At 45.4% G+C, this 16,106-nt stretch carries 15 protein-coding genes; 5 read left to right on the top strand and 10 right to left on the bottom strand.

Annotated features, from left to right (window positions below; all coding sequences use genetic code 11):
- The first annotated feature begins 10 nt into the window (after nt 1-10).
- The 3 genes from dnaX to recR all read left to right on the top strand — a co-directional run bounded on the left by dnaX (nt 11) and on the right by recR (nt 3,393).
- Nucleotides 11-2,233, top strand: a complete 2,223-nt coding sequence (gene dnaX / locus HRQ85_RS13540) for a DNA polymerase III subunit gamma/tau (protein ID WP_172379841.1) — start codon at nt 11-13, stop codon at nt 2,231-2,233.
- Nucleotides 2,234-2,385: 152 nt separating this feature from the next.
- Complete coding sequence (locus HRQ85_RS13535; protein ID WP_017062338.1) at nt 2,386-2,715, top strand: YbaB/EbfC family nucleoid-associated protein; 330 nt, start codon at nt 2,386-2,388, stop codon at nt 2,713-2,715.
- Nucleotides 2,716-2,793: 78 nt separating this feature from the next.
- Nucleotides 2,794-3,393, top strand: a complete 600-nt coding sequence (recR, locus tag HRQ85_RS13530; protein WP_019823189.1) for a recombination mediator RecR — start codon at nt 2,794-2,796, stop codon at nt 3,391-3,393.
- 66 nt (nt 3,394-3,459) lie between these two features.
- Here the strand turns inward: recR and aqpZ are convergent, their stop codons facing one another.
- On the bottom strand, nt 3,460-4,149 hold the full coding sequence (gene aqpZ, locus HRQ85_RS13525; RefSeq protein ID WP_050651594.1) for an aquaporin Z: 690 nt from the start codon (nt 4,147-4,149) through the stop codon (nt 3,460-3,462).
- Between the two features lie 100 nt (nt 4,150-4,249).
- Nucleotides 4,250-4,498: a YkgJ family cysteine cluster protein gene (locus HRQ85_RS13520; protein WP_172379840.1), complete on the bottom strand. Its 249-nt coding sequence runs from the start codon at nt 4,496-4,498 to the stop codon at nt 4,250-4,252.
- 159 nt (nt 4,499-4,657) lie between these two features.
- On the opposite strand from HRQ85_RS13520, the gene HRQ85_RS13515 reads away from it, so the two are divergent.
- Complete coding sequence (locus tag HRQ85_RS13515; RefSeq protein ID WP_048610470.1) at nt 4,658-5,095, top strand: YcgN family cysteine cluster protein; 438 nt, start codon at nt 4,658-4,660, stop codon at nt 5,093-5,095.
- 105 nt (nt 5,096-5,200) lie between these two features.
- Here HRQ85_RS13515 and HRQ85_RS13510 read toward each other — a convergent pair whose 3' ends face one another.
- The 7 genes from HRQ85_RS13510 to gap all read right to left on the bottom strand — a co-directional run bounded on the left by HRQ85_RS13510 (nt 5,201) and on the right by gap (nt 14,338).
- Nucleotides 5,201-7,087 (bottom strand): BCCT family transporter, encoded by a 1,887-nt coding sequence (locus tag HRQ85_RS13510; RefSeq protein ID WP_048611518.1) that lies wholly within the window; start codon nt 7,085-7,087, stop codon nt 5,201-5,203.
- Between the two features lie 128 nt (nt 7,088-7,215).
- Nucleotides 7,216-7,569 carry a hypothetical protein gene (locus tag HRQ85_RS13505; RefSeq protein ID WP_052878961.1) on the bottom strand — a complete coding sequence of 118 codons (354 nt, stop codon included), beginning with the start codon at nt 7,567-7,569 and terminating at the stop codon, nt 7,216-7,218.
- Nucleotides 7,570-7,844: 275 nt separating this feature from the next.
- A complete protein-coding gene (locus tag HRQ85_RS13500; protein ID WP_052878962.1) occupies nt 7,845-8,798 on the bottom strand; it encodes a ChaN family lipoprotein in 954 nt (317 codons plus the stop codon).
- Nucleotides 8,799-8,873: 75 nt separating this feature from the next.
- Nucleotides 8,874-9,689 (bottom strand): 23S rRNA (guanine(745)-N(1))-methyltransferase, encoded by an 816-nt coding sequence (gene rlmA, locus HRQ85_RS13495; protein WP_050643030.1) that lies wholly within the window; start codon nt 9,687-9,689, stop codon nt 8,874-8,876.
- 191 nt (nt 9,690-9,880) lie between these two features.
- A complete protein-coding gene (locus tag HRQ85_RS13490) occupies nt 9,881-11,917 on the bottom strand; it encodes a methyl-accepting chemotaxis protein (protein WP_172379839.1) in 2,037 nt (678 codons plus the stop codon).
- A gap of 298 nt (nt 11,918-12,215) precedes the next feature.
- Complete coding sequence (locus tag HRQ85_RS13485) at nt 12,216-13,100, bottom strand: D-hexose-6-phosphate mutarotase (RefSeq protein WP_172379838.1); 885 nt, start codon at nt 13,098-13,100, stop codon at nt 12,216-12,218.
- 242 nt (nt 13,101-13,342) lie between these two features.
- Nucleotides 13,343-14,338 (bottom strand): type I glyceraldehyde-3-phosphate dehydrogenase, encoded by a 996-nt coding sequence (gene gap, locus HRQ85_RS13480; RefSeq protein ID WP_009848658.1) that lies wholly within the window; start codon nt 14,336-14,338, stop codon nt 13,343-13,345.
- 319 nt (nt 14,339-14,657) lie between these two features.
- Between gap and msrB the strand changes: the two genes are divergently transcribed.
- Complete coding sequence (msrB, locus tag HRQ85_RS13475) at nt 14,658-15,095, top strand: peptide-methionine (R)-S-oxide reductase MsrB (RefSeq protein WP_019823761.1); 438 nt, start codon at nt 14,658-14,660, stop codon at nt 15,093-15,095.
- 175 nt (nt 15,096-15,270) lie between these two features.
- Here the strand turns inward: msrB and HRQ85_RS13470 are convergent, their stop codons facing one another.
- The gene (locus tag HRQ85_RS13470; RefSeq protein ID WP_172380070.1) at nt 15,271-16,077 is read right to left on the bottom strand and encodes a DUF2989 domain-containing protein; all 807 of its coding nucleotides are present in this window, start codon (nt 16,075-16,077) and stop codon (nt 15,271-15,273) included.
- Nucleotides 16,078-16,106: the final 29 nt, after the last annotated feature.

Here is a 16,106-nt window from a genome sequence, read left to right as displayed (position 1 = left end):
GGAATTATTCATGAGCTATCTTGCGTTAGCGCGAAAATGGCGACCAACCAAATTCAAAGAAGTGGTTGGTCAAGCCCATGTTTTAACAGCATTAGAGAATGCCCTTAGCCAGAACAGGTTGCACCATGCATACCTGTTCAGCGGTACACGAGGTGTCGGTAAAACGACCATCGGCCGTTTGTTTGCTAAGGGACTCAACTGTGAGACAGGCATTACCTCAACACCTTGTGGTGAATGTGCAACCTGTAAAGAGATCGATGAAGGTCGCTTTGTTGACCTACTTGAGATTGATGCGGCATCACGTACTAAGGTAGAAGATACCCGCGAGCTTCTGGACAATGTTCAGTACAAGCCTGCACGTGGTCGCTTCAAGGTTTACCTAATCGATGAAGTACACATGCTTTCTAGGCACAGCTTTAACGCGCTTCTAAAGACCTTAGAAGAGCCGCCTGAGTATGTGAAATTCTTGCTCGCAACAACGGATCCACAGAAGCTTCCAGTGACTATCTTGTCGCGTTGTTTGCAGTTCCACCTCAAGCCGATCAGCGTTGATAATATTCACGAGCAGCTCGATCATATTCTTGAACAAGAAGATGTGACGTCTGAGTCTCGTGCGCTTGGAATGATTGCTCATGCTGCTGATGGCAGTATGCGTGATGCATTAAGCCTTACAGACCAAGCTATCGCATTGGGTAATGGCAATGTCGTAACAGATACTGTTGCTCACATGCTCGGAACACTGGATACCGACCAAGCTATCCACTTGCTTGAAGCGATTAGCAGTAAGCAGCCACAGCAAGCGATGGCGTGTATCCAAAGCCTTGCTGAGAACGGTGTTGAGTGGGATGGTTTGCTGAATCAGCTTGCGGCCCAACTGCATCGTCTTGCGATGTTCCAAGCTTTGCCATCTACCTTAGATAAGGCACAGCCTGACGCAGAGAAGCTTGAACTACTGAGCAAAGCGCTTAGTCCACAAGACATTCAACTCTACTACCAGATTGTGTTGAAAGGTCGTGAAGACTTACCATTGTCGCCAACCGCTCGTGTTGGTATTGAGATGGTGGTTTTACGCATGTTGGCATTTAGACCGGCAGAACAAGCGGTTGCTACGGCAATCTCGACTCAGTCGACAAGCCCAGTGCCAGCAACTCAAGTTCAGAGCGTTGCTCAGTCAGTGAGTCAACCTGCGCCAATGGCAGCTCCGAGACAGCCTCAGATGCAACAACAGGCGCCTCAACAGCAGCCTATGCAGCAGCAACCCGTACAACAGGCTCCGCAGCAGAATCCAGCACAGTATTCAGATTCGCAAGGTTACGCTGATCACTCAGGCAACCAAGGTTATCCAGAACAGGATTACCCGCATAGCCAGTATGATGCGCCTCCTGCTTATGATGAGCGTCCAAGCTACGGTGCAGAGCAGCCTCAGCAGCAACAAACGAATTATCAAAACCAGAGTCAGGTTCAACAGCCAAGCGCTGCACCTTCTGCTCCGCAAGAGCAGCCAGCGCGTGCAACTTCGCCTGTGAGTGGTTTACGCCACCAATTACGTTCTCAACGTAGAGGCAGTTCGGCAACAGAAAACAAAGGCTCGGCGCCAAAAAAGGCTAAAGCGACACCTGCTAAAACTTCAGTTCTTGATCGAGTTGCTCAGCAACACGGTGGTTCTGAGCGGGTGTCGCCAGCTTCTTTATCAGCCTCTTCGACAGAAAATGTGACCAACGATAATGAACCTTATCGCTGGAAACCGTCTAAACCTGTAGTGAAAGAGGTGAGCAAAGAGCTTACACCTACTCAGCTCAAGCGTGCGTTAGAGCATATTAAGACACCAGAAATGGTCGACAAATTGCTTCAAGAGTCGATTGCTCAAGATGAATGGTCCGCCACGATTCAAAAGCTAGAGACAGCCAAGCTTGTTGAACAGTTAGCATTGAACTCAGTGTTTGCTAAAAACGACACATCAATCACTTTAACGTTAAGAGCGAGCCAAGCTCACTTGAATACGGACCGTGCACAGAGTGAGCTATTGCAGTCTCTCAATACTGTGCTCGCGGAAGAGTGTCATTTGAGTGTTGAAATCGGTGAGGGTGGAGAAACGCCGCTAGAATTACGAGAACGACTGTATCAAGGTAAGTTGAAAGACGCGTTTACCGCGTTGGAAAACGATGCCAACGTACAGTTCATTGAAAGACGTTTTGCCGCTGAACTCGACAGAGACAGCGTTCGTCCTATCTAGAACGTTTTCTTGTTTAGTGACCGGCGTATCATCCCAGATAAGCAAATCTGAGAACTGAACATCGAGGGGTTGAATCACACTGTTTTAACCCCCATTTAAGCTTGTATAGCTTAATTAATTTTAATAAACCAATTAGACCAGAGAGTATTAACATGTTTGGTAAAGGCGGTATGGGCAACATGATGAAGCAAGCCCAGCAAATGCAAGAGCGCATGCAAAAGCTTCAAGAAGAAATCGCAAATATGGAAGTTACAGGTGAGTCAGGTGCTGGCCTTGTAAAAGTAACGATCACTGGTAGCCACAGCGTTCGCCGTGTTGATATCGATGAAAGCCTAATGGAAGACGATAAAGAGATGCTTGAAGATCTTATCGCTGCTGCTTTCAACGATGCGGCTCGTCGCGTTGAAGAAACTCAAAAAGAGAAAATGGCTAGCGTAACTGGCGGAATGCAACTTCCACCAGGTATGAAGATGCCTTTCTAAGTAACTTATTCTTAAAGGTTAATTCAGGTGGTGGTTTGTATTGAACAGGCTATTACTTGAAAATTAGAACGGTTAAATATGCGTACCAGTCATATGCTGGAGCATTTGATGGAGGCCTTACGTTGTCTACCTGGGGTTGGCCCCAAGTCGGCGCAGCGTATGGCCTTTCATTTGTTACAGCGCGATAGAAAAGGCGGCCTACAATTGGCTGAAGCTCTTAGCCAAGCAATGACCGAAATTGGTCACTGTAATGAGTGCCGTACTTTTACTGAAGAAGATACTTGCCACATTTGTACCAATCCTAAACGTCAGGAAAATGGTCAAATCTGTGTAGTAGAGAGCCCTGCAGACATTGCAGCAATAGAAGCGACTGGCCAATATTCAGGTCGTTACTTTGTATTGATGGGTCACCTTTCACCACTTGATGGTATTGGTCCAAGTGACATCGGTCTCGATGTTTTGGACTACCGCTTGCGTCGTGGTGATATCTCTGAAGTAATCCTAGCGACTAACCCAACAGTTGAAGGGGAAGCAACAGCGCATTACATTGCTGAGCTATGTAATGCCCATGAAGTGAACGCTAGCCGTATTGCTCATGGTGTTCCCGTTGGTGGTGAGCTAGAGCTGGTGGATGGCACCACGCTTTCGCACTCCTTACTCGGTCGTCATAAGATCTAAAAAAGCCGCTTGGTGAATCATCACTAAGCGGCTTTTTCTTTTATTGCTTTAGACGTTTTTCAGCGCTTAATCTGAACCTCTTACCGCTTTGTATATCATCGCGCCAATCACGGCACCAATAATCGGTGCAACCCAGAATAACCATAATTGCGAAACGGCCCAGTCACCGACAAATACAGCCACACCAGTACTTCGAGCAGGGTTCACAGAGGTGTTGGTTACAGGAATACTGATAAGGTGAATCAAGGTTAAACAAAGGCCGATTGCGATCGGTGCAAACCCAGCAGGGGCTTTCGAATCAGTCGCGCCCATGATCACGAACAGGAACACCATGGTCATGACCACTTCACAGGCCAGTGCGGCAGTTAGTGAGTAGCCGCCCGGTGAGTGTTCACCGTAACCATTTGAAGCAAAGCCAGATGCCGCAGCGTCAAAGCCTGCTTGGCCTGAAGCAATCACGAATAACACACCACCCGCGATAATGCCGCCAATGACCTGGGCAATAATGTAAGGTGCGACGTCTTTGGCATCAAAGCGACCACCGCTCCACAATCCAATAGTAACAGCAGGGTTGAGGTGACAGCCGGATATATGGCCAATAGCAAAAGCCATGGTGAGTACGGTTAAACCAAAGGCGAGGGAAACCCCGAGTAAGCCTATACCTACATCGGGAAAAGCAGCGGCTAAGACGGCACTACCACAACCTCCTAACACCAACCAAAATGTACCGAACATTTCTGCGATATACCTATTCATAACGATCCTTATCAATCTGTACCAGTATCAACAAGATAGTTTAGATTTCGAAGAATTGTGAAATCTTGGGCATATAGAAGGAAGAAAAGGTCAACTAATCTTAGGTAATGGCTTCTAACTCGATCAGGTTATCAAGGGCTTCTTGGTCGGTTTTACCACAAATGATAGGGCAAGCTTTGAATTGGTGACATACCTTCGGGCGTGAAGGTTGACCAAACAATTTGCAGAGATCTTGCTCATTTAATTGGATGCAGCGTGCGCCAGCAGGCTTACCATTAGGCATTCCAGGAATAGCAGATGTAATACTTGGAGCGATACAACATGCTCCACAACCTAGGCGACATTCCATCAAATTAAACTCACTAAATAACAGGGTGCGCGATAGTAGCAAAAAATGATGAGAGTGACAGCTGTTGATTGAATCAAAGAATGAACAATTATTATCCTTGAACTTTTTATGGGCTAGCGGTATAACACGCACCCCAGTAAAAGAGTAAGAAGTAATCCTATGACGAATCCATTTTGGCAAGAAAAGACACTAGAGCAAATGACCGAGAATGAGTGGGAATCACTTTGTGACGGTTGTGGTAAGTGCTGCCTGCATAAACTAATGGATGAAGATAGCGATGAAGTTTACTACACCAATGTGGCGTGTAGCTGGTTAAACGACAAAACATGTTCGTGCAAAGACTACCCGAACCGCTTCACTTCAGGTGAAGAGTGTTTGAAGCTGACTCGTGACAAAATCGATGAGTTTCACTGGCTACCAGACACTTGTGCTTACCGTCTTCTATCAGAATCTAAGCCGATCCCTGAGTGGCACCCATTGATCACCGGATCAAAAGCAGAGATGCATGCAGCAGGTGAAAGCGTTCGTAACAAAGTGGTATACGAAATCGATGTGGTGGATTGGGAAGATCACATCTTGAACCACCCAAACCGCTAGTTAACGAAGACTAGTCAATCACCCGAATAAAAAAAGGCTCACATTTCTGTGAGCCTTTGTCGTATTTAGGAGGGTCCAAATCAATGGACTGTGTCATGGCTAATGTCAAGCAAGCGGTAAGTCTGCAACCACCTGGTTGAACGTGATACGAGCATTCTGAGCTTGCTCAGATAACTCGATCTTTTTCGCTTGTGCGGCACTAAGATTACTCTCGGCCTGCTCAAGTGCTTGTTGTAGGTTCTCTGGTAACTCGTGAGTTTCCATTTGTGAACCCTGTTCTAGCACATAAGCGCGAATTTCTTTCTTCACTGCGGCAAGTTCTGTGTAAGCAACACGCTCAAGTTCTGCAGCTTCTTGTGCTGCATCTCTTTCTTTCTCAAATTGAGCCAGCGCCATACCTTCAGCAGACCAAGGGTCCATGTCTGGCAGCTCTTCGATGTTGATCGTTGGCTCGATGTACGCATCTTGATGGCGTAGGTCGAGGTTAGTCGCACGAACCGCTGAAATCATCAACATGACAGAGATAGCAAGCAGCGGTAAGCCACCAACAATCGCAGCCGTTTGTAGCGTACTTAGACCGCCCAAGAACATCAGAATCGTTGGCAAGAATGACAGAGTGAATGCCCAGAACATACGGTTCCAGCGCAATGGCTCTTCGGTCACGTTGTTTTGTACAACAGACGCCAGGATGTATGAGATAGAGTCAAATGTTGTTGCCGTAAAAATGATACACAGCATTGTAAATACAGCGATAACCAGCGTGCTCATTGGCAATTGTGCAAGCATCGAGAAGATAGCTTTGGTTGCGCCTTCAGCATTCAAAATCGCAACGACATCCAGCTCACCAGAAAGCTGCAGTGATAGGCCGTAGTTACCTAAGATCATGAAGAATAGGAAACAACCTAGAGAACCAAAGAAGATCGAACCTGACACCATTTGTTTGATGGTTCTGCCGCGAGAGATACGCGCAACAAACAGACCCATACTCGGTGCAAATACTAGCCACCATGCCCAGTAGAAAATCGTCCAGTCTTGTGGGAAGTGAGTGTTTTCGAATGTACCGTAGCCACCAAATGGTTCAGCCCACGTTGCCATCACGAAGAAGTTAGACAGTAGGCGACCAATTGAGTCTAAACCTGTTTCTAACATGAAGATTGTTGGACCCGCGATCAGAACGAAAGCCAGTAGACCCATCGCACCCCAGAAGTTGATGTTACTTAGGATCTTGATGCCTTTTTCCAATCCAGCATAAGATGAGTAAGCAAAAATCGCTGTACACACTAAAAGCACCATCACTTGCGTTAGGTTGTTTTTAGGTAGACCAAATAGGTGATTCAGACCTTCAGTGATTAGAGGTGCAGCTAAACCTAGTGTTGTTGCAGCGCCGCCTAATAGACCGAAAATGAAAAGGATATCGACGATTTTTCCAGGTACGCCTTTACTGCGGTGTTCACCAAGAACAGGCATTAACGCACTAGAGATCTTTAGAACTGGCTGTTTACGTACATAGAAGAAGTAAGCGATAGGAATCGCAGGGATCAGGTAGATAGACCACGCGATTGGTCCCCAGTGGAACAAACCGTAAGTTGCCGCCCAACGAACCGCTTCTTCACTGCCAGGTTCTAGTTGGAAAGGCGGTGATTGGTAGTAGTAAGCCCACTCAATACAGCCCCAGTACAAGATACTTGCACCGATACCGCCACAAAATAACATTGCAGCCCATGATGCTGTTTTGAATTCAGGCTCTTCATCGGCTTCGCCCAGTTTAATTTGTCCCATATCACTGAACACAACGTAAACCATAAATGCACAAGCAGCGAGGCCTAGAGCAAGATATAGAAATCCAAGTTGGTCAGTCATGAATGTTTTCGCAACCGCAATCCAGTCTGCGCCCTGTGTTGGGAACAAAATGAGCGGGAAAACTATCGTGAGTAGGAGTGCAATGGCACCAAAGAAGGTCGGCTTGTCAATAAGCTCAAAAGTGTTTTTCACGAGTATTATTCCATTAAAATGAGAGCGGAATTATGGAATGAACTCGTTTTTTAGACCAAATCGGGTCTGTTGTCGTGACGACAAATCGCTTTAATGCAGAGAGGAAAGTGCAGTAATAGGGGATAAAGTTAGATTAAAGCGAGTAGGATGCCACCAACGGTTGCCGCTGCGGATAAGTATTGCCCTGCTGAATAAGAACCATCGTCCTCTTCTTCAATCTTATCTGGGTGATCCATACCTAGAGCGCCATGAGCAAATGACTCAACCTTATCGGTAACGGTCGCGTTTTCAGCTTCGACCTTCTTGGCTTCTTTATCGATTTCTTTAAGTGCAGATAATAGGGCTTTGCCTTCATCAGAAAGCTTCACGGTATTTTGCTCAACCTTAAGCGGCGCAGGCTTTTCAGCTTCAGTGCTTTTAGCTTGTGCATTCATTTGCGAAGCTGAATACAGCTGAGTATTACTCGTTCCTACTGGCGTCATATCGCTCTCCTTACCTATCCTTAAATATAGTATCGGCAGAGGTGTGAAAAACTTGTGCAATTAATCATCGATAGTGATGTTTTTTATTCGCACATTACATTTTCGTCTGCTTGGTTAAATCGTCTATTTACTAAGCAAGTCTTGTGCCGATAAGAATGTTTGATTTTAGATAGAGTTAGGATGAATGATGGGAACGTGATCAAGCTGTGACGATGGGCTAATTATCTAGGATTAGCCCATCGACTCTTTAGCTTAGAAGAGTGGATCAACAGACCTTACTCACACTCTAGGCTAGCGCTGCGTTTTGACAGGTGCTTGTATGCCTTCATGCGGTTCTCTTTCTTAACAAAGCGAGCCGGCGGCGAAAGCACTTCAAGCTGATAATCACTGTTATCCGCTGAAATCGCTTCAACCGGGCTGATGATGGCGATTTTTAAATCAGGGTTACGACGTAGAATTGATGCTGCTGTCCCTAAACCACCCTCGGTGTGGAACTTGCCAGCCACATGAATTACTTGTTTATCAGGGTTTGATGCTAGGTAATCCACAATCGACTCAGCCATGGTTTCGTCCCAGGTAACCTGAGCGGCAAACTGCTTTTCTGTTTGCTCTGGCGTCCCATGATGCATAGAAGCCATGAACTTTTCTTTGTAAGGGCTATCGCCAGTATTCACTTCAGCGGCAATCCACTGGCGTTGCTCGGTCGATAACTGGTCTAGGTAAGGCAATCCTTTACGGCCAATGCATTGAACAAATGGCTTTGGTGCGTTTGCCGCAATAACATCGACGTCGTTGGCTTTCGCGAACTCAACTAATGCGCGGTAATCACTTTCATAGTTCGGCCAAGCTGCCGCTTGAGACATGAGAATTTGTTCGCCAATTTCACCGTTTAAGTATTGGTCAAGTGTGGCTTGGTGCTCTCGAGTGAACTGTTCCATTGAAAGCGCAATGTTGGATGTTGCGTTGCGGCGCGCTTTTAAGAAGTCGGTTTGGAAGCGGTGAATGGCAGAATGCGTGTGCCATTCGCCAATTAGAACCACATCAGCGTCAATCAGCTGCTCGGGTAATGCATCGAGAGAAAGTGTTTCGCCTTGTGGAGAAGCGAACTGGTAGTCATAGAATGTGGAAACGGATTCCGTTTGAGCCACTTTTTGAGAAGTGTCTTTTGCAGGTTGACTAGCACAAGCCGTGAGAAGAGTAGCTAATCCGATAAGAATAATACGTTGCATGAAATGCCTCCTTGAAGAACACGCATACTAAAGGAGGCAAGATAAGATTTCAATGCAAACGATAATCAATATCAATTAAATTTGTTTGCGGTACACTCGCAGCATAAAGTCAGCTTCACAGTTGAATTGCTCTGCCTCGGTGAGTTGTTGTTTAAACTCTTCACTCGCCTTCCAAGCAAACGGCGTCATCTGTAGCAGGTCGAATGCATCTGACCCCGATAGTTCCATCATATAGTTTAGTTGCTCTTGGTGCTCAAGCGTAAAACCTTCGATCACTTCTGGATCTTCATCGTGCAAACGAACGCCATCATAAATTGCATCACGCAGTTGATACAGGTGTCGGCTAGCTGGTGTCACGGTGATCACCACACCATTATCTTTGATGGTGCGTTGTAACTCTTCAGCCTTGCAAGGCGCATAAATGCGTAGAATGCCGTCTAAGCTGCTTTCAGCAAAGGGTAGGCGATGACTTGATGCAACTGAGAATTCGACAGCAGGGTAGCGTTTAGCGGCGTATTTGATAGCAATCTTAGAAATGTCTAGGCCAAAAGTCGCACCATTCTTTTCTTGAAGATTCACAGCAATTTCGTTGGTGTAATACCCTTCGCCACAACCAATATCCAATAGACTAGGTGCCTCAGCTGGTAGATAGCGAGAACACAATGTCACCACCGCTTGGCGCATTGGGTCATAGTGGTTACCTTCAAGGAAACGACGACGTGCCTGCATCATCTCTTTGTTGTCACCTGGATCTTTTGAGCGTTTGTGGTGCGCAGGCATCAAATTGACATAGCCTTCTTTCGCTAGGTCGAACTGATGGTTCTTTTCACACTTAAACGTACGATCGTTCTGAGATAAAGGTTGGTGACACAAAGGGCATTGGTAAGTCATTGCGAACTCGAGGTAGAAATTTCAAGTCCAAAATTTTAACAGGAAGCATAGTGGGGCGCTAGAATAAACGCAGCTGTGTTGGTTAACGGCAATCCGAGAGTAGATAGAACCGGTCAGTGAAGAGATAGAGCCAACGCACGGTTGGCTCTATTGGTTATGAGCGAGTCGCTGAAAAACAGAGAACTCAGCTTCTAGCTAAAGAAGTTAACTTGATTCTTCAACGATTCCGCTTGTTTTTGAAGTTCATCAGCACTGTGAGAGGTCTTAGCGCTGGTTTCACGGCTTTGCTGGTTCAAATCGCTGATCGCATGCGCGTTCGCTGCTATTTCTTGAGAAACTTGAGCTTGCTCTTCTGACGTCGCAGCAATGGTTTCTGCTTGAGAAGCAATAGATTCAACTTGAGAGGCAATCGACTCTAGTGCGGTGCCTGCTTCTTGCGCTTTATCGAGTACTTGGTTGGCGTTCGATTGGCTTTGTGTCATCAGGTTTACGGCATTGTGGGTCGAAGACTTTAGCTTCTCGATGATGCTCACTACATCTTGTACTGATGTTTGTGTTCTATGAGCGAGCGTTCTTACTTCATCAGCAACAACGGCAAAACCACGACCTTGTTCACCCGCTCGTGCTGCTTCAATCGCAGCGTTCAATGCAAGCAAGTTGGTCTGCTCTGCGATGTCATCAATCATCTTGGTGACGGTTTGAATGCTTTCGCTATCAGAGCTTACTTGCTCGATAGCCGATGCTGACTTGTCTAATTGATCATTCAGTTGGGCAACATCAATACACACACCTTCAACGACTTCTAAACCTTTCTGGCTGTCTTCATTGGCAAGGCGAACATTTTCCGCAATGCTGTTTACCTGCTGCGCTACTGATTCAGCAGAGGTGGCCATCTCTTCTATGGCAGTAACGACTTGCTCGACCTGTGCTTGCTGGCGATCAGATTGACTCAAGTTGTGGCTGGCATCTTGTGACACACTGCTTGAGCTGTTCTGTACTTGATCACTGGTTGCACGAATCTCGCCCACGAGTGTGTTCAGCTGGGCTGCCATGTTCGCAACACCGGTATTCAGATTGCTGATCTCGTTTTTGGTCTGCTTACCATTGTTTGGAATATGCAGGCTTACTTCGCCTTTTCCTAGACGTAGCATGTACTCGTTTAACGTCGTTAGTGGCGTCAGTGTACGGTTCAACACGAAGGTTAACGCGACGATGGTGGCGGCAGCAATCAAGGTGGCAATAATAGCGATGAGCTTCAACAGTTCATCACTGCCCTTGGTCACTTCCTTGATAAAAGTACCGCCAAGCAGTTTCCAATCCCACCCAGGAACTTCAGTGTATACCAGGTACTTCTCACCAACGGTTTCTTTAAACTTGTATGGATATAGAATTAGACCTGATGGCTGTTCAAAGATCTGATAGAAAGGTTTGTTGCCGTCATAGTCAGCCACGTCAACAATCGATTTACCACCGCCAACGTTAGTAGGGTGCAGTAAGTACTGGCCTTGATGCTCTTTCTCGTTATCAACAATGATGGTGTATCCGGTGTCACCCCATGATACAGAGCGCAGAGATTCAAACAGGCTTTGAGTCGCCTCTTCTACTGGCAGACCAATGAAAGAGATACCGTTTACTTTGCCTTGAGCATTGGTCAAAGGCGCATAGTAGGTGATGTAACGTTGGCCGAAGAGCTTAACTTGAGAGTAATAAGGCTGGCCATTCTTGAGCTTGCTATAGCCAGGATGATTTTTCCCTAGCGTGGTCGCAACGACTCGTTCGCCTGAAGGCTTTTTAAGAGAAGTCGACACACGAATAAAGTCGTCGCCAAATGGGGCAAATAGGGTGGCTACGGCACCTGTGTCTCGGGTAAAACTATCAACGAGTTTGGTGTCGTTTATTAGGCTCTCACCGTATTGAGTCATGTTAGGAATGGAATGACCGTTGAACTCAACGTCATAACTTTCAACATAAACACCTGCTAGGTAACCGTTACGAAAAGTGGACTCTAAAACTTTGGCGGTGTGCAGGTAGGCATCGAACTGACCAGAGATGGTTTTGGCCATCGCTTCTACTTTGGATTGGTGTTCTTTCAACGTGTTGTCTAATAACACCTGAGAGGCATTTCTATACACGAGTGTCGCAATGGAGCCAAAGGCGATAAGCAAGCACAGCAAAATGACCAACTTAAGTTGGAAGCCAACACTTTGATTTTTGTATTTCTCGAACATGAATTCACTATCCTGTCTTCATTGAGGTGTTGTTAAGTGGTTTTAAGGAAGTTTGTTATTGAGCTTTCTATCATAGGTACTTATTTATCGGCAGTAATTGATAATAATTAATGAATTGATAGTTATATTTATAAGCTAGAGTGATGGGAGCTAAATGGTGCGGGGTTGAACAAAGAGGTGATGGACTAATAGGCTTGTGTTAAAGCATTGATTACTAGGCGATGCGTGTGAGGTTAGGGCAATAAAAAATGCAGCTCAATGAGCTGCATTTTTATTTTTAATTAAACTCGCTAGAGGTCTAGTTTGAGGAAATGACCGTAATCAGCTGGTGGCTTTCGCCAGGCTGTAATGTTTTTCCTGCTTCTAGGCTTGGTGCGTGCAGTGTTGACTCAACACATAGCATGGTTAGGTAACCGTCGTCTTGCATGTCGCCCATACTAGCAGCGCCTTCTGCCCACGGGTTCCACAGTACTGCAGAGTTATGACCGTGGTTTTCAACTGTTAGCGTGCGATCCAACTTCTTGTCAGCAACAAAGATTTTCGCTTCTGGTTGCGTGTAAACGCGGTCAATCGTGTCGGTCAGTACCAGTTCAGAACCGCCTTGGCAGGTTTTGCCACCTTGTAGGCTATCAATGTACTCAGCACCCATACCCGTTGTGGTTGTGGTGTGAATATCACCAACGTTTAGGTAAGTGTGTAGTGCACCAGAGAAAGTCCATGGTTGAGAGTCAGTATTCTTCACGTCCAGCGTTACTTTTAGCTGCTCGCCGATCTCAACATTCAAACGTGCATCAAACTGATGAGGCCATACTGCTAGCGTCTCTTCGCTTGGCTTCAGACCTAAGCTAACAATCACGCCAGCTTCGCTTTCACGGTGCTCAACCAATTGCCATTCACTTGAACGGGCAAAACCATGCGCTGGTGCTGCAATGCGACCAAACCAAGGCCAACATACTGGAATACCACCACGCAAAGCTGTTTTACCATCGAACTTAGCTTGTTGGCTCATCCAAATTAGGTCTTCTTGACCTTGCGGTTGGAATGACACCACATGGCCGCCAAACAGTGAAATCGCTGCGTTTGCTTTATCGTGGATAACGCGAACCAGTTTTACACCTTCGTGTTCAACGATAGTCACGTTGTCAGAAAGTACCGCTAGTGCAGGTAGAGTAGATAAATCCATTACATGATCCTTCTAAGGAAATTGAATTCAAATGCTGACTAGAGTGATGCTTGTGTTTTCATGAGTGATAAACAGAGTCAGTATTAGAATTGAATTTTACGTTTGGGCTATCTTGATGAGCTTAGACAGACGTGGTTTAAAAGATAGCAGGCATTAAAAAGGCGACACTAAGGTCGCCTTTTTCAAAGTCTGCTCAAAACAGTCTTCGCTAATGCTTATCTAAAGCGATTTCTAAAAAGAAATTACTTAGAGATGTGAGCGATTAGGTCTAGAACTTTGTTTGAGTAACCGATTTCGTTGTCGTACCAAGATACAACTTTAACGAATTTGTCAGTTAGAGCAACACCAGCTTTAGCATCGAATACTGAAGTTTGAACTTCACCGATGAAATCTTGTGATACTACTTGGTCTTCAGTGTAACCAAGAACGCCAGCCATTTCGCCTTCAGAAGCTTCTTTCATTGCAGCACAAATTTCTTCGTAAGATGCAGCTTCTTTTAGGTTAACTGTTAGGTCAACTACAGATACGTTAGCAGTTGGTACACGGAAAGCCATACCAGTTAGAAGGCCGTTTAGTTCTGGAAGAACAACGCCTACAGCTTTAGCAGCACCAGTTGAAGATGGGATGATGTTTTGAGAAGCACCACGGCCACCGCGCCAGTCTTTAGCAGAAGGGCCATCTACAGTTTTTTGAGTTGCTGTAGTAGCGTGAACTGTAGTCATAAGACCAGACTCAATGCCCCACTTATCGTTAAGTACTTTAGCGATAGGTGCAAGACAGTTAGTAGTACAAGAAGCGTTAGAAACGATGTCTTGACCAGCGTAAGATGCTTGGTTAACGCCCATTACGAACATTGGAGTTGCATCTTTAGAAGGACCAGTAAGAACAACTTTCTTAGCACCAGCAGTGATGTGCTTACGTGCAGTCTCGTCAGTTAGGAAAAGACCAGTTGCTTCAGCAACTACGTCTACTTCGATAGCATCCCACTTAAGGTCTTCTGGGTTACGCTCAGCTGTAACACGTACAGTTTTACCGTTAACGATTAGGTTACCGCCTTCAACTTCAACAGTACCGTTGAAACGGCCGTGAGTTGAGTCGTACTTAAGCATGTATGCCATGTACTCTACGTCGATTAGATCGTTAATACCTACTACTTCGATGTCTGCACGCTCTTGAGCTGCGCGGAATACGAAACGGCCGATACGGCCAAAACCGTTAATACCTACTTTGATAGTCATTGTAGTTGCTCCACAACTTAATTTCTGATTAAAGATAACTGGTAGTAAAATTACAGAATCCAGTATACATCTGCAATAGATAATCCGACTTAACTTGTTTAATGTCAAAAAAAAGCGACGCTTTTCTTAACAATTGGGTGTAAGTGGTTGAAAATTGACCATTGCAAGTGGCTCTGTACCCTTCCAGTTGGGTAAAATACCCCTAAATGATGATTCACTTATGAGTGTATATGTACAATGTTTCCTGGTGAGAAAGTATGTGCTACAAAACGACTGATATGCAAGCCTTTATAGAAAAAAGTAAATATAATAACTGAGAATGTGGAGAGATATTAACGTGATTCAAAAGGGAGGAAATATGATAAAGCCTGATGAATACTGGCGTGAACGCCTAACAGACGACGAATTTGCAGTGTGTCGTGAACGTGGTACTGAAGCCCCATATAGCGGTAAGTTACTGCACAACCATAAGACTGGCGTCTATAGCTGCACATGCTGTGAAAGCCCTTTGTTTCTGTCGGATAACAAATATGACTCTGGGTGTGGTTGGCCAAGCTTTGATGCCCCAGTGAATGATGAAGCTGTACGCTATATAGAAGATCTAAGTCACGGAATGAAGCGTGTAGAGATCCGTTGTACCGCCTGTGATAGCCATTTAGGTCACGTTTTTCCTGATGGTCCGAAGACCACAGGTGAACGGTTCTGTGTTAATTCAGTGTCGTTAATTTTCAACAAAAATGACGAAAGTACGAAATAACTTGTAACTATTGTCTAATCCTTACAGGTCGCATTTGTCGATTTAGGAATGCTGAAACGTCCAAGATTTCAGATTTAACTCTAGTACAAATAAAAACAGCTACCAAAAAGGTAGCTGTTTTTATTTGAAAGCAGGAGAATAAGAAGCTTAAGTTAGAACACTATAAATGAAGCGCTCAGTAACTTGGGACGATTGAAGGGCTGTAAATTCCATCCTCAATCGCTTCGACAATGTTGTCTGCGTCTTTATTTAGCTTCTTATAGGTTGCCTTGTCGAAATGATACAACACGGTGAGCTCGGCTTCAGAAGCAATCGGCACATCAAAGTCTTTGGCAACCATTGCCCAAACGTACGCTTTTTCCATATGACCCAGGCTGTGGTTGATACTGGCCATCGACTTGAAGATTTCAGTGTTGGCTGCCGAGCCATTAGAAAGCGTTAACGCATTATTGAGTAGCTTAAGTGTCTTTATATGATTGCGGGTAGTATAGAAGGTTGCCAAGGCATACTGCATCTCGGCTGTGTTTAACGCTTCAGAGCCTTCTAGTTGTAGGAAACTGCGTCTGGCATTGGTGTCCCCAGTTTGCGACCACAAGAAGTACAGCGTTTCCGGTGTATCGGATTTCGATAGCTCATCAACAATGCGCTCAGACTCTTCGATACTGTGCATTAAAGAGGTAAAGCGACGCTCTTGCAGCTTAGATTGATCGATCGTTTCGATCTGTGCCGCGAGCTCTAGACACTTTTTGTAGGCAGTGACTAATTCGAATTCTTTAATTTTGTTGATTTCGGTGGGTTGCTTCTGAACTTCAAATCGATGCCAGATGAGGTCGGTACGTGCGACACGACATTGCCCATCGTTCATGTTCAATTGTTCACACTGAAGACCCGGGTTGCTTTGGCACAGTTGATCGGTATTTTTGTTCCCTTCAAGACACCCAACCAGAGTGAAAGGCAATAGGCTAATCGCCAACCATTTCATAATTTTCATATTCCTTCACTTGTGATCAG

This window comes from Vibrio sp. Vb339, from assembly GCF_902751245.1.
Lineage (GTDB): Bacteria > Pseudomonadota > Gammaproteobacteria > Enterobacterales > Vibrionaceae > Vibrio > Vibrio coralliirubri.
The sequence above is the reverse complement of the archived record's forward strand: the minus strand, read 5'-3'. Positions and strand labels throughout refer to the sequence as shown.